The following is a 15,137-nucleotide window of genomic DNA, read 5'->3' on the forward strand; positions in this document are numbered from 1 at the left end:
AAGGAGCACATATCATGCACGTAGATTTACTCATTACAAATATCGGACAATTACTTACAATGGATAAAAAGGGCCCTGTAAAAGGTCGCGACATGAATGAACTAACCGTACTGGAGGGAGCTGCAGTTGCCGTTCGGAACGGAAAAGTGGATTGGATTGGTTCGTCTGAAAAAGCAGCTAATATCCAAGCAGCCCGCACAATTGATGCAAAAGGTAAACTTGTTACACCTGGTTTAGTCGATCCTCATACACATTTAGTTTTTGGTGGCTCACGTGAAAAAGAGATGGCTTTAAAACAACAGGGGGTACCTTATCTTGAAATCTTAAAGCAAGGTGGAGGCATTTTATCAACGGTTAACTCCACAAAGGAAACAGCTTATGAGGATTTATTGGAAAAAGCTTTATTCCATCTGGATCGGATGGCTATGCACGGGATTACCACTGTAGAAGCAAAAAGTGGGTATGGATTAGACAAAAAAACCGAGCTTAAACAGCTTCAGGTTGCAAAAGCCGCTGGTGATCAGCATCCATTAGACCTTGTTTCAACTTTTCTTGGAGCACATGCAATTCCACCTGAATATAAAGAAAATCCAGATGCTTTTTTGGATGAAATGGCTGAAATGTTCGATGAAATTAAAGATAAGAATCTTGCCGAATTTGTGGATATTTTTACCGAAACAGGCGTGTTTTCAGTCGAGCAATCAAGAAAATATCTATTAGCTGCTAAGGAAAAGGGCTTTGGTGTTAAAGTTCACGCAGATGAAATTGATCCGTTAGGTGGGACAGAACTTGCTGTGGAGGTTGGAGCGATCAGTGGTGATCACCTGGCTGTTGCTTCTGACGAGGGAATCAAGCAGCTCGCAGCATCTGATACAATTGGCGTTATTTTGCCTGGAACCAGTTTTTACCTAGGGAAAGATACGTATTCACCTGCACGCAAGATGGTGGATGCTGGTGCGGCAATTTCTATTTCAACCGATTTTAATCCAGGTAGTTCCGTAACGGAAAATTTGCAGTTAATTATGTCAATTGCAGCATTAAAATTGAAACTTTCACCTGAAGAAATTTGGCATGCGGTAACAGTTAACGCGGCGCATGCGATTGGTCGTGGTTCAGAAGCGGGGACAATTGCGATAGGTAGAAAAGCAGATATTGTTCTGTGGGATGCACCAAATTATATGTATATTCCATATCATTACGGTGTTAACCACATAAATACTGTTGTAAAAAATGGATCCGTATTATATGAGAGGCAGGCGATACGATGACACTGTTGAGACATCTTAAGCCTGCTTGAGAAGCGGTTTTTAAGAATCGTTATACAACAAAGGTCAGCGAATTGCTCGTACCATTTGAAGGTGGCAAAACTGATGAATGTGGCATTGCAGGCGCGCCATTTTCCAAGTCATCGATTAGTCATTCAGGGGCTTCCTTTGCCCCGACTGATATTCGGTCGGCATTGCAGAGCTACACTACTTTTTCGGGACATACTGGGCTTGATTTTGCATAATCCATTATAGATTTTGGTGACCTGAACATGGACCCGGACAGATGTGATCGGTAACTAGCAACGTTTGTATGAAGGACACATGTCATGGTGCTGTTTATGTTAGGTGAAAAGCTTCAGGGTTAACTAATTCCTAAAATAACCACAAAAAATAGGCTGTTTGTATACAGCCTATTGTCTATTTTACTTTTGCTAAAGTTGAGTCTATAAAATATCAACATGTTAAAATATTTAAGAATATATGTTCCTTTTGGATGGATGTATTGTATAATAGAGTTAGACAGTGAAGCAGGGTGAGGCGCACATCCCATAACAGACGGGAGGTGTTGGCAGTATCATCCCCAGGAAAGAAAGGGGGTGAATGCCTGTGATACCAATTGATAAAACACTTGAGTTGATGATTCTGTTTGCAACTCTTGTTGTATTGATTGTGAGCAGCCATGAAAAAAAGTAATCACCCTGCCGACATAAGCTGGTGATTACTTTTACCCAGTTAAAAAGTCGCCGCATCTTGCGGAAACTGTTTAGAGTCGTAAGTTCAAGCTTACGGCTCGTTTTTTATTATTACTTGCTACCACAATTATATGCGAGCCTGTTAAAAAATTCAACTTTTTTATCGCGATTTCCCGTATTCGTTTAATTGCTTATTTAAAACACCTTGTTAGCAGGAACTGGCGGTCATACGATTCGTTATTTCATTAAAACAGTGATTTTGAGGAGGTATGCGGACATACAATCCGTTATTTAACATATATCGAAGTAAAATAAGGGTATTCCTCCCAAATAAGGTATCTGGTGTCCGCTAACACCGAAATATTGATGCCTTCTCTATAAATAAAGGATCTGATGTCCTCAAAAGTAATTTTAGGTATTTTTTATTCATTTTGCATGCGAAATTGTAGACGTACACCGGTTATTGTTACGCAACATATATTTTAATCTTTGCGATAGGTAACGGAACCCGTTGCAAAAAAAATAGGCTGTTTGTGTACAGCCTATTGTCTATTTTATTTCTTCTTCAGTTTGGTCGTTTAATATAACCCAGTCTTCAGCCCAGCGCTGAATTTCTTGAATTACTGGTTCTAATGCTTTTCCTTTTTCAGACAAAGAATACTCGATTCGAACAGGAAATTCGGAGTAGATATTACGCTCAACAATACCTTCCTGTTCCAACATTTTTAACCGATCAGAGAGCAACCTTCCGCTAATAGGTAAGTCTGCTTCCATTTCAGAAAAACGTTTTTTACCTTTTAAAAGATCAAAGAGAATCAAACCTACCCAACGTTTGCTGACAAGTTGCATTGCATTTTCAAACCGCGGACATAATTCTTGCATGAAGATCACCTCTTTTAAAATGGTTTTTTACATGCCTTTATATACATTAATTACGAAAAGTAACTTGATGACAGTATAACACATTCTAGATGATGCGTAAAATCAGTTATATGGTTGTGAGATAAACAGATATACAATAATTGACAACAACATTTTTGCATAATTTGTACAATTGCTTGGTAATTTGGGAGGTTTTATGAAATAATAACGGTACACGAAATATATGATATCAACGGAGGGAATAGAATGGTGAGCCAAAAAATAAAAGAAAAGTATGCAGAACTTGCATTGCGTACAGGAGTTAATTTACAAAAAAATCAGGCACTTATGATTAATGCACCAATAGAGGGCGCGGAGTTCACTAAAATTGTTGTCCGGAAAGCATACGAAATTGGTGCAAAGGACGTACATATTAACTGGGTAGATGATGAACTTACACTTTTAAAATATGAAAATTCGCCAGATGAAGTGATTGCAGATTTTCCTGAGTGGAAAGTAAAATTACATGATATGTACGCAGAAGATGGTGCTGCTGTATTGTCGATCCGTTCGACCAACCCGGACTTATTAAAGGATATTGACTCAGCACGGGTTGCCAAAGCAAATAAAGCTGCGGCACAGGCTATGACAAGTTTCCGCAAATACACGATGAATGATCTTATTACTTGGTCTATTATTTCAATCCCGACAGGTGACTGGGCACAGAAAATTTTCCCTGATCAATCTAAGGATGATGCGATTGAAAGCCTTTGGGATGCAATCGTAAAAATTGTCCGTGTTGATAAAGAAGACCCAATCGCAGCATGGAGCGAACATAATGATACATTGAAAACTGCACGCGAGCTAATGAATAAGAAAAACTATAAAAAATTAATTTTCAAAGCACCAGGAACTGATCTTGAATTGGAATTACCAGAAGGACATATTTGGAAAGGCGGGTCTGCCGATTCTGCAAAAGGCATTACGTTCAATCCGAATATGCCGACAGAGGAAGTATTTTCTATGCCACATAAATATGGCGTTAATGGAACAGTTTCAAGTACCAAGCCATTAAACTATGGGGGAAGCCTGATCGATAACTTCATATTAACCTTTAAAGAAGGAAAAGTAGTCGACTTTAAAGCAGAACAAGGTGAAGATACATTAAAACATTTACTAGATACGGACGATGGTGCTAGACGTCTAGGTGAGGTTGCATTGGTGCCACATGAATCACCTGTATCACAATCAGGATTGATTTTTTACAATACACTATTCGATGAAAACGCATCTTGCCATATCGCGCTTGGAAAAGCATATCCAACCAATTTAGAAGGCGGAGCAGACATGGATAGTGAAGCACTTGACAAGCATGGTGTTAATGACAGCTTAACACATGTCGATTTCATGATCGGATCAGAAAACCTTGATATTGATGGCGTCATGCAGGACGGAACAACAGAAGCTGTTTTCCGTAATGGAACATGGGCATTTGAAATTAAATAAAACTTTGAATTGTGCCGCTCCCGAGTTTGTTGGGGAGTGGTATTTTGGTTTTTGGGTCACGTGACAAGTTTTTGATAACTACCGAATGATAAAATCAACGTTCGTTTAAGGATATCAACGCATCTACACAACAAAAGGTGCATTCCCAAAGGAAGTACACCCTCAAATCACATATATTCGTTTTTAACTAAAACTGCCTTGATCTTCGTGTAACTGTATCCTTCAGGGAGCAAATCCTTCAATGGCTTTAGTCTAGGTTCATCGATTTCGTTTCGGGCTTCCAAAACCTTCTGCTCCTCTTCTTCAGTGAAAAATATTCCCCAGGCAACTGGATAGCCTTCTTTCGTTGCTTTGAAAATGTGGCCTTCAATCGTTTGCTGTGACATCTCGCGAATGACTGCAATATCTTTAATCGATTTACCTGACCGAAACATTTCATAGGTAACTAGATGACTAGGTTCATCAGTGTTTTTTGGCCTAGGCTTTGCCACAGAGGTACTATCGTCAATCCTAACTTTTGTTTTCACGTCTGGGTTTTTTTCGCGCCAGGCTTGAATTTCCTCTAGAAAAACATCGCCATATTGTTCATACTTTTTCTCGCCAATTCCTTTGATCGTTAGCATGTCTTCTTTTGAATCTGGAAAATAACGACTTAAGTCTTTTAGTGTCGCGTCAGAAAATAGGACGTATGGTGGAACATTTTGATCGTCGGCAATTTGTTTACGTAGTTGTCTTAGTTTTTCAAAAAGGTCCTCTTGATAATCTGCGCTTTCCCCAGTTGGGATAACAGTTGAATACATCCATACGGTTCGATTTCCTTTCAGTACATCAACTGATTCTTGATTCAATTTTAAAGTGGGGTAGCGGCCTTCCTCCGTAGCGAGTAATTTTTCTGCAACCATAAAGTGAATCCATTCGGTTAACGCTTTTTCGGTGTAGTTGGATAAAATGCCGTACGTAGAAATTGAATTTAGCTTAAAATCTTTAACTTTTTTATCATTTGATCCCTTTAAAACTTTTGCTGTCATGCTTACACCAAATCGTTCACCCATTCGCTTCACGCAGGACAGTATCATTTGTGCTTCCTTTGTCATGTCAGTTTGATCTGTGCGATGCATACAATTACTGCAACGGTCACATGTCTTTTTCACATGTGCATCATTAAAATAATCCAAAATAAACGACGTTAAACAGCTGTGTGTATGACAATAGTTGATCATAGCTTGTAGCTTGCGATATTCTTGACGCTTTGCTTCCTCATCCATGAAGGACTGTTCGATCAGAAACTTCTGTAGCTGTATGTCTTGTGAGGAGAAAAGTAAGATACAATCACTTGGCTCGCCATCTCGCCCTGCACGCCCAGCCTCTTGATAGTAAGATTCAATTGTCATTGGCATTGCATAATGAATGACATATCGTACATTGGATTTATCGATACCCATTCCAAATGCATTTGTAGCGATCATGATAAGTACTTCATCCTGGATAAATGCAGCCTGCGATTTTTTTCGCTGATCCTCAGACATACCAGCATGATATTTTGCTACAGAGAGTCCTTTTGCTGTTAATTGATCATATAAGGCATCTGCTTGTTTTCGGGTTGCTGTATAAATAATCCCAGATTCATTTTTTCGTTCAGATAGAAAAGATCGAATATAGCTCGGCTTGTCTTTTCCTTTGATAATATGAAATGCTAAGTTATCACGCTCAAATCCAGTGTTAATAACATGTTCATTTTCAACGTGTAACAGGTTCTGAATATCAGAAATGACTTCTTCCGTAGCGGTGGCAGTTAGTGCAACATAGACAGGAATATTTGATAAAGCCTTTAAATTCGGTACAATTGAACGGTAGCTAGGCCTAAAATCATGCCCCCATTGCGAAATACAATGTGCCTCATCAAACGCAACTAACGCAATAGGTAATCGTTTCACCATTTGTATAAAATAAGATGACTCAAAGCGTTCTGGTGCGACATAGAGAAACTTATAACGCCGTGCTTCGATATCCTGAAGCCGACGTTGTTGTTCAGTTGTTGATAATGAACTATTTATATATGTAGCTGCAATACCAAGTGAGTTTAAAGCATCGACTTGGTCCTTCATTAACGAAATCAATGGCGAAATAATAATCGCAACTCCGTCGAGTGACATCCCAGGAATTTGATAGCAAATGGATTTACCGCCTCCAGTGGGCATGACAGCTAGTGTATTATTTAACTCAAGTATGTTTGATATAGTTTCCTTTTGGCCTGGCCTGAAAGATGGGAAACCATAATAGGTTTGTAGGATTTTTTCTGCTTCAGCGATCATCATAATCCTCCTTCATTACTTATATATTAACATATTTATCATGAAAAAATGAGCCGAAAATATCAGTCATAAAGATTATTTGGCTTTATAGAAAAAACAAAAACACCGCTCCTATCAAAGGACGGTGTTAAGACAAATCAGCTTTATAATTATTATAAACTTTCATTATTTTTCGTAGTTTGATTTTGCAATCTTAGCTATTATATAGCCAATAATTCCACCAATTACAGCGGGTACAACCCACCCCAGACCTAGCGCAAAGAATGGAAGTTTTTCCATATAGGGTGTCACAGTTGATAAATCGACACCAAATGCAAGTAAACCATCGTAAAGACTAGTTACTGCTGTCAATAGAATGGCGCCTTGGTAGACAGCACGAGCACCATGAAATAGCTTTTGAATAAAGGTTAATATGATTAGTACAATCGCAATTGGATAGATAAAAACGAGTACTGGTACAGAATAACCAATAATCGTATTTAGCCCTTGATTTGCAATTAGAAAACTAACAATTGTTGTTAGAGAAATGATCCATTTATAGCTTAAGTTCGTAATCTTGGTGAAAAACTGTCCACATGCTACAACTAATCCGACAGACGTTGTAAGACATGCCAGAGCTACAATGACTCCTAGTAACAATGCGCCGAAGCTACCAAACATAATATTTGCAGCACTGGAAAGAATATCTCCGCCGTTACTAAAGGTTCCTACAGTAGCCATTTTCGAACCAATCCAACCAATAGAGCCGTAAACGATGATTAATCCAATACCAGTGATAATCCCTGCTTTTAAAGTGGATTTTACAAGCTGGCTTTGGGAAGTAACACCGCGCTCTTTAAAAGCATTGACAACAATGATACCAAATGCCAAAGCAGCGATTGCGTCCATCGTTAAATAACCTTCAACAAACCCAGTGAAAAATGGTGAAATGGCATATTTATCAGTTGGACCAGAACTTGGGGTATCTAACAGGATGAATCCACCAACAGCTAAAGCAACGATCGCAATTAACAGGATTGGTGTTAAATATTGGCCAATTCGATCCACCATTTTAGATGGATTTAAACTGACAACATAAACCAAAATAAAAAAGATTGTTGTAAATACTAACAAAACAAGTGATGTTGACATGTTTGCAGTAAATGGTTCTATGCCCATTTCAAATGCCACAGATGCGGCACGTGGAATAGCAAAAAGTGGTCCGATGACTAAATAAACAACTGACGTAAAAATAAGCCCAAATAGCGGATGGACTTTATCAGCTAGTTCTCGTGCATCGCTTTTTACAAAAGAAATGGCTGTCACAGCAAGTATTGGTAATCCTACACCGGTAATGATAAAGCCAGCGATTGCTGCCCAATAGGAAGTCCCTGATTCAATTCCGAGGGTTGGAGGGTAAATTAAATTACCAGCACCGAAAAACAAGGCGAAAAGCATAAATCCAATTATAAATGTATCTTTTTTCATGATGTTTGCTCCTTCTGGTTAGACTAAAAAATGCACCTCGCGAAAATTGTTTACAAATAATGGTATACTAATACTAATTGTTTTCTATATTATCAGATAATTTTTAGTGTGAAATTTCACAGTTTATAAAACAGCAAGCACAATCTTAACAAGTTAACTATTGGCTTGTCAACACTAGATAACAAAGAGTTTTAACAGTTGTGTGAATAAATTCGTGAAAATTTTATTTGAAACCGAACTAAAATTGTTTACATTAATACCCTACACATTTAAAATAACTTTATATAAAAATCTTGGTAAAGATATTAAGAGGGGGTTTGATATGGTTCCGTCAATTCTTTTTGAAATTATGCTCATTGGTCTTTTAGGGATTGGATCGCAATGGTTATCCTGGCGTTATCGAATGCCAGCCATTGTTGTCATGTCTGTTGCGGGGCTTTTGGTAGGTCCAATATTTGGCTTGATGAATCCTGAAGAGGACTTTGGAGATGTATATAATCCAATTATTACCGTAGCCGTAGCTATTATTTTGTTCGAAGGTAGCTTGAACTTAAGTTTTAAAGAGTTGCGCGGATTAGGGAAGCCAGTATTCCGGATATCGACAGTTGGTGCATTTATTGCATGGATTTTAGGATCACTAACCGCACACTATATAGCGGGGTTATCATGGACAGTCGCGTTTGTAATTGGTGGACTTTTTATCGTGACAGGACCAACAGTTATCTTGCCTTTATTACGGCAATCTAAATTAAAGCCCCGGCCAGCGAAGATATTGAAATGGGAAGGTATCATTGTTGATCCGATTGGTGCGCTACTTGCTGTATTTGCATTTGAAATTATTGCATACTTCACAGCGAATAACCCAGATGGATCTGCACTTATCTTATTCTTTGCAGCGTCCATTTTCGCAGCAATACTAGGATGGGCATGCGGCCGCGGAATTGGCTGGATGTTTGAAACTGGTAATATTCCAGAGTATTTAAAATCACCAGCAGTATTTGTAGTGGTTATCTTGTGTTTCACCATCGCCGATGAAATTATGCACGAGACAGGGTTACTTGCGGTGACTGCGATGGGTATGACACTTGCAAATATGGGGATAAGCTCTGTTGCTGACATGAGACATTTTAAAGAAAACATGTCTATGCTATTAATTTCAGCTATTTTCATTATGCTGACTGCCTCCTTACAGGTAGAAGTGTTATTAGAAATTTTTCAGCCAGAAATTATTGGATATGTACTATTGATGATGTTTATCGTACGACCATTATCCATCTTTTTATCAACATTAGGTACTGATTTATCGTTAAATGAAAAATTATTGGTAGGGTGGATTGCGCCGCGGGGAATTGTCGCGTTGACTGTTTCGAGTTACTTTGCTTCGATATTAAGTGATGCTGGCTATGAGGATGCATCCATCATCACAACGCTCACATTCGGACTTGTATTTTTCACCGTTGTTGCCCACGGGTTTTCCATTCGCTGGATGGCTAAGAAACTCCATTTATCCATGGAGGGACGTCCAGGCACTATTATTGTAGGGAGTAATGAATTTACCGTTGAATTAGCCAAGTCATTAACGAAAGTGAAGGCGCCAGTAATTATCGTTGATTCATCATGGGAACGTCTCCGAAAAACACGTGAGGCGGGAATTCCTTTTTATCATGGAGAAATGCTTTCTGAGCAAACCGAATATCACTTAGACACAACCCCATATGAATACTTGATTGCAGCGACGGATTTTCATTCATATAATGCATTGGTATGTACAACATTTATGCCAGAGTATGGCAGAACAAATGTATACAAAGCAAGTCCGTATACATTAGTAGATAATATGAATGATGTTGTTGATAAAATCGGTGGCAAAATTATTTTCAAAGATGATATGTCGATGGAAGATTTAAGTAGTAAAATAACCAGTGGCTATGTATTCCGTCAAACGACGATTACAGATCAATATAATTACAATCGTTACCTAAGCGAACGAGACGAGGAAACGGTTCTGCTATACATGCTAAAACCATCTGGTAAAATGTATTATTATTCCGAAGATCTGAAAATCACGCCAGAAGCAGGGGACATTGTGGTAAGTTTAGCACCACCTAGTAAGGAATATAAAAAAATTCAAGAAAAATTGGTGAATCAGCGAAATAATCTCTAGTCAAAAGGAGACCAACAATTTGGTCTCCTTTTCGTTTTTTTGCAGTTAAGAAAGTATAAATCCTTTCTTACTGCATAAGTGCGACTAAGGCTTGGCGATAAGCCAAGTTTTCTAAGAATAAAAATAAGAATAAGAATTAAGCTAAATGCTGATGAACTGCGAAATGTTGCTGATACTCTATTCGAGCTCTTCCAGTTGTTTGTTCAGATCAGAGATTTCTTTTTCAAGCAGTGCCAACTGGTTCTCTTCAATTGTTGTTCGTTGACCAACAGCTTCCACTTTATCCATATCACCCATAATTCGAGCGTAATCGGCTTTTAACTCTATTAATTTTGCTTTTATTTCCTTTGCCTTCATCGTTTTCACTCCTAGCTTTTTCTGAAAAAAGTCCTACACTAGTAGTGTATACTATTATACAATTACAAAAAAGGGGGGAAAGTTGATGAACATTCATTTTGAAAAGGATCCAGAGAAATATTTGAAATTAGTAGAATCTCTTTTGTTAGAAAAAGAAGCATGTAACAATTTAATGCTTGGAATTCTAAGTCGAATTGTAGCTGGGCATTCTTTGTATGAAGGCGCGCTTTTAGGATATGTTGAAAAGAATGGGGTAGCCATTTTTCCTTTTATGCAAACACCTCCTAATAATTGGATTTTCCCGGACCTTGAAGTGACCTCAGAAGATGTGACGAAAGAAGTTGCAGCCTTTTTATGGGATAAACAGATAGAAGTTCCAGGAATCCTAGGCCCTGATTTTCTTGTAAAGCCGTTTGTTGAGGAATGGGAAAAATGGAATAAAGTCACCTCTACGATACATATGAAACAGCTTATTTATCAGTTGGATAAGGTTAACCCCATACCCAGTACAGCTGGTGAATTAGTTGTAGCGGATAATAAATACCATCAGCTTATTACAGAATGGCTTCTTCAATTTGGACAAGAAGCGAATGAAGTCATATCAAGAGAGGATGCAGATCATCTAGCCATTCAATTTCTAAACGACCGCTCCACTTTCTTATGGTTAGTAGATGGAAAACCTGTATCAATGGTTAATCGTTCAAGAAAAACGAAAAATGGTGCAACAGTCAATGCGGTTTATACGCCTGATAACTATAAAAGAAGAGGATATGCGACTAGTTCAGTAGCGGCATTGACCTCGAAGTTGCTGAGCGAAGGTGCTCAGTTTTGTAGTCTTTATACGGATGCAGATTATCCAACCTCTAACCGTGTCTATAAAAAAATTGGCTATTATGAAGTTGGTACATCGGTAGTATATGAATTCACTAAAAAATAGAGATGCGAACAAAAACGCTTAGGTCATTGCAATCTAAGCGTTTTTGTAAGCTATATCAGTGCATCTTTACTATCATCTTGTGCCTTAACATAGGTTTGGTAAAAATGGACAATGATTGTTTTGGCAACAGCATAAAATGGAACTGCGAATAAGATGCCTAAGAATCCTGCAATGCTTCCTGCTGCAAGGATGATGGTAATGATTGTTAATGGATGTAGCTGTAACGCACGTCCCATTACATTTGGTGAAATGAAATTACCTTCAATTTGTTGTGCAATGATCATAATGACCCCGACCCACACTGCCATGATTGGATCCTGGAAAAACCCTACAATAACAGCTGGAACCACAGATATGAATGGCCCGATAAACGGAATGACACACATGATCATGCCAAACAATGCTAAAGTAAGTGCATACTCTAGGTTAATGATTAGGTACCCAATAAATAATAGTACCCCAATCGCAAAGCTGACAAGAAGCTGCCCTTGAATATATGAGGTTAACGTTTCATCTAACTTGTGCAAGAGATTTTTAAGGTTTTTTGCCTTTTTCTCTGAAAAAATTTGTGTTACAAATGGCGCAAACTTTTCTCCATCTTTGAGCATGAAAAACAAAAAGAATGGCACAAGTACTAATGCAAAGACAAATCCAATTAATTGACCTATAAAACCAAATAGAAATGTCATAGTCGCTTCAATATATGTTTGTAGATTTGACGTGATATTGTTTAATGTATTTTCTATTTCTACAGGAAGCATATCCTGGTTGGACTGCCAATACGTAATTAATTCCTGGGCGGCTTCAACCATTTTAGGTATATTATCGATTAAATTTCCAAATTGCTTCTGGGCAATTGGTGCAATGTACGTTGCTATTAAATAAATAACTAACGAAATCACCAAAAATACGATAATAATGGAGAAAACACGGTGCACCTTATATTTGTCTAAAATACGTACAATTGGTTTTGTTAGATAAAATAACACACCTGCACCAATAATTGGGATAGCGACTGCTCCAATATATTTAAATATGGGGTCAAAAATAAAGTTTGTTGCAGAGATTAATAGAATCAAAAGAAATATCATGATAAATAATGTGAGTGTCTGGAACCATCGCTTTTTAACCAATCTGATCACAACTTTCTAATTAAAAATATATAGATACCTTTCATTTTAACCGTAAATCGATATAATAGGAAGAGATTCTAAAAGGATACTGATAGTTTTTTCCAATTATTCCAATTGGTAAACGAATTATAGGTAAATAGAATTATTTTAAAAGTTATGCTAAACTTTGGAAGATACAACATTAGGGGCGAATTAGGGGGATATTATACATGAATACATGGGAACAAGCATACGAAAAGTGGAATTCATTCCAAAATTTAGATCTTTCCTTGAAAAAGGACTTAGACAATCTAAGAGACGACAAAAAAGTACTAGAAGATGCTTTTTATAAAGAATTAACATTTGGAACTGGAGGAATGCGTGGTATTCTTGGCCCAGGTATCAATCGGATGAACATCTATACCATAAGAAAGGCTGTTAATGGTCTTGCGAATTATTTAAAAGTAAACTGTGTAAACGTAAATGATCGTGGTGTCGTAGTCTCCTATGATTCACGTTACATGTCACAGGAGTTTGCTATTGAAACTGCAAAGGTTCTAGGATCATATGGTATTAAAACATACATATTTAATGAGCTTCACCCGACACCAGTATTGTCCTTTGCTGTTCGTTATTTAGGAGCTGTTGCTGGAGTCATGATTACCGCAAGTCATAACCCGCCAGAATACAATGGCTTTAAAGTTTATAATGAAGATGGCGGTCAAATTGTTCCTGACGAAGCAACTGAAATCATTTCGTTTATTGAACAAACAGAAAGCGAACTGACCGTACCCTTTATTGAACAGGGTGAACTTGAAAATAAAGACTTGTTAAATTGGATTGGCAGCGAAATCGACAATGCATACTTAGAGCAATTGAAACAGCTGTCTAAACTGAAAAAAGAAGAGCTTGAAAAGGATAAAGTATTATCTATTGTTTTTACGCCACTTCACGGAACTTCCTACGATTTGGTTTTAAAAGGATTAGAACAACTATCATTCCCGAACGTACATGTCGTCGAGGAACAAGCAAAACCTGATCCTGAGTTTTCAACTGTTGAATCGCCAAACCCGGAAGAACATCAGGCGTTTACATTAGCGATTGAAAAAGGTAAGAAAGTGGATGCTGATATTTTAATTGGAACAGACCCTGATGCTGACAGATTAGGTGTCGCTGTTAAGGATTCAGATCAATCCTATCAAGTATTAACAGGTAACCAACTAGGTACACTGTTGCTTGATTACATCCTTTCACATAGTGATCAGGCCTTGCTCACTAATGCAAGGATGCTGAAAACGATTGTGACTACCGAACTCGGAAGAGCAGTCGCAACCCATTATGGGGCAAAAACAATCGACACACTAACAGGCTTTAAATATATTGGTGAAAAGATTCGCCAGTTCGATAGTACAGGCGAGACATTTATTTTTGGCTATGAAGAAAGCTATGGTTATTTGATTAGTAGCTTTGCTCGAGATAAAGATGCAGTACAGGCAGCTATGATGGCGTGTGAAATGGCATATTTCTGGAAAGAACAGGGTAAGACGCTTCTTGAAGCATTAGATATTCTTTATGCGAAACATGGTTACTTTTTAGAGGGTATGTCTTCGTTAACACTTAAAGGTAAAGAAGGATCCGCTAAAATCGCGTTGATTATGGAAGATGTTCGTAAAAATCCATTGACTGAAGTAGCGGGACTGAAAATAGAAAAAATGGAGGATTACGCTACTGGCAATCGAACAATTTTTGGTGATTCGACTGACCAAGAAAAAATGGACCTACCAAATGAGAACGCAATTAAGTTTATCTTGGAAAAAAATAGCTGGGTTTGCCTTCGTCCATCTGGTACAGAGCCTAAAATTAAATGCTATTATGGAGTTTGTGAAGCGTCAAAAATAGAGAGTCAAGAGAGGCTTGCATTATTAAAAGAAGCGATGGATCAAGTGATAAATCGAACCATCCAACACAGCTAAAAGATAGCGATCAGCATCGAATTGATGTTGGTTGCTTATTTTTTCAAGAAAAAGGGTATCGTGTAGTAGACAATTTATTAGGAGGTATAATTTAATGCCAGTAAACTTAAAGCGGGTATATGAAGATAAGGTGGACTCAGATGGGGTACGTATCTTAGTAGATCGTGTTTGGCCACGTGGAATGTCAAAAGAGGATGCCAAGCTTGATCACTGGATTAAGGAGATCGGACCATCAAGTGATCTACGCAAATGGTTTGGTCATGATCCTGAAAAATATGAAGATTTTAAACAGAAGTATAAAAAAGAGTTACAGAATGGGGAACAAGGGGAAGCGCTCAAGGAAATAAAGGATATTACCAAAAAACATGATAAAAATGTAACCCTATTATACGCATCTAAAGAAGAAAAGTATAACCAAGCAAGTGTCTTAAAGGAAATATTGGATCATCAGTAGAAGAACTCCACCAAGATTGAGCTGGTGGAGTTCT

11 protein-coding genes are annotated in these 15,137 nt (G+C 37.9%); 6 read left to right on the forward strand and 5 right to left on the reverse strand.

Annotated features, from left to right (window positions below):
• Positions 1-14: 14 nt before the first annotated feature.
• The gene (gene hutI, locus CFK40_RS02730) at positions 15-1,268 is read left to right on the forward strand and encodes an imidazolonepropionase (RefSeq protein WP_089530558.1); all 1,254 of its coding nucleotides are present in this window, start codon (positions 15-17) and stop codon (positions 1,266-1,268) included.
• Positions 1,269-2,509: 1,241 nt separating this feature from the next.
• Here the strand turns inward: hutI and CFK40_RS02735 are convergent.
• Positions 2,510-2,842 carry a winged helix-turn-helix transcriptional regulator gene (locus CFK40_RS02735; protein ID WP_089530559.1) on the reverse strand — a complete coding sequence of 111 codons (333 nt, stop codon included), beginning with the start codon at positions 2,840-2,842 and terminating at the stop codon, positions 2,510-2,512.
• Between the two features lie 246 nt (positions 2,843-3,088).
• Between CFK40_RS02735 and CFK40_RS02740 the strand changes: the two genes are divergently transcribed.
• Complete coding sequence (locus tag CFK40_RS02740; RefSeq protein WP_089530560.1) at positions 3,089-4,327, forward strand: aminopeptidase; 1,239 nt, start codon at positions 3,089-3,091, stop codon at positions 4,325-4,327.
• Between the two features lie 167 nt (positions 4,328-4,494).
• Here the strand turns inward: CFK40_RS02740 and recQ are convergent, their stop codons facing one another.
• Both recQ and brnQ read right to left on the reverse strand, forming a co-directional pair.
• Positions 4,495-6,639, reverse strand: coding sequence for a DNA helicase RecQ (recQ, locus tag CFK40_RS02745; protein WP_089530561.1), 2,145 nt, complete (start codon positions 6,637-6,639; stop codon positions 4,495-4,497).
• Positions 6,640-6,804: 165 nt separating this feature from the next.
• Positions 6,805-8,106, reverse strand: a complete 1,302-nt coding sequence (brnQ, locus tag CFK40_RS02750; protein WP_193433352.1) for a branched-chain amino acid transport system II carrier protein — start codon at positions 8,104-8,106, stop codon at positions 6,805-6,807.
• A 322-nt stretch (positions 8,107-8,428) separates the two neighbouring features.
• Between brnQ and CFK40_RS02755 the strand changes: the two genes are divergently transcribed.
• The gene (locus CFK40_RS02755; protein WP_089530563.1) at positions 8,429-10,270 is read left to right on the forward strand and encodes a cation:proton antiporter; all 1,842 of its coding nucleotides are present in this window, start codon (positions 8,429-8,431) and stop codon (positions 10,268-10,270) included.
• 177 nt (positions 10,271-10,447) lie between these two features.
• On the opposite strand, the gene CFK40_RS02760 is transcribed toward CFK40_RS02755, so the two are convergent.
• Positions 10,448-10,627 (reverse strand): SE1832 family protein, encoded by a 180-nt coding sequence (locus tag CFK40_RS02760; protein ID WP_089530564.1) that lies wholly within the window; start codon positions 10,625-10,627, stop codon positions 10,448-10,450.
• Positions 10,628-10,712: 85 nt separating this feature from the next.
• Between CFK40_RS02760 and CFK40_RS02765 the strand changes: the two genes are divergently transcribed.
• A complete protein-coding gene (locus CFK40_RS02765; RefSeq protein ID WP_089530565.1) occupies positions 10,713-11,564 on the forward strand; it encodes a GNAT family N-acetyltransferase in 852 nt (283 codons plus the stop codon).
• A gap of 50 nt (positions 11,565-11,614) precedes the next feature.
• On the opposite strand, the gene CFK40_RS02770 is transcribed toward CFK40_RS02765, so the two are convergent.
• On the reverse strand, positions 11,615-12,706 hold the full coding sequence (locus tag CFK40_RS02770; protein WP_319418025.1) for an AI-2E family transporter: 1,092 nt from the start codon (positions 12,704-12,706) through the stop codon (positions 11,615-11,617).
• A gap of 200 nt (positions 12,707-12,906) precedes the next feature.
• Between CFK40_RS02770 and CFK40_RS02775 the strand changes: the two genes are divergently transcribed.
• Both CFK40_RS02775 and CFK40_RS02780 read left to right on the forward strand, forming a co-directional pair.
• Positions 12,907-14,649 (forward strand): phospho-sugar mutase, encoded by a 1,743-nt coding sequence (locus tag CFK40_RS02775; RefSeq protein WP_089530567.1) that lies wholly within the window; start codon positions 12,907-12,909, stop codon positions 14,647-14,649.
• Positions 14,650-14,743: 94 nt separating this feature from the next.
• Positions 14,744-15,103: a DUF488 domain-containing protein gene (locus CFK40_RS02780; RefSeq protein WP_089530568.1), complete on the forward strand. Its 360-nt coding sequence runs from the start codon at positions 14,744-14,746 to the stop codon at positions 15,101-15,103.
• Positions 15,104-15,137 lie beyond the last annotated feature (34 nt).

Origin of the sequence: Virgibacillus necropolis, assembly GCF_002224365.1 — a bacterium.
Taxonomy (GTDB): domain Bacteria; phylum Bacillota; class Bacilli; order Bacillales; family Amphibacillaceae; genus Virgibacillus_F; species Virgibacillus_F necropolis.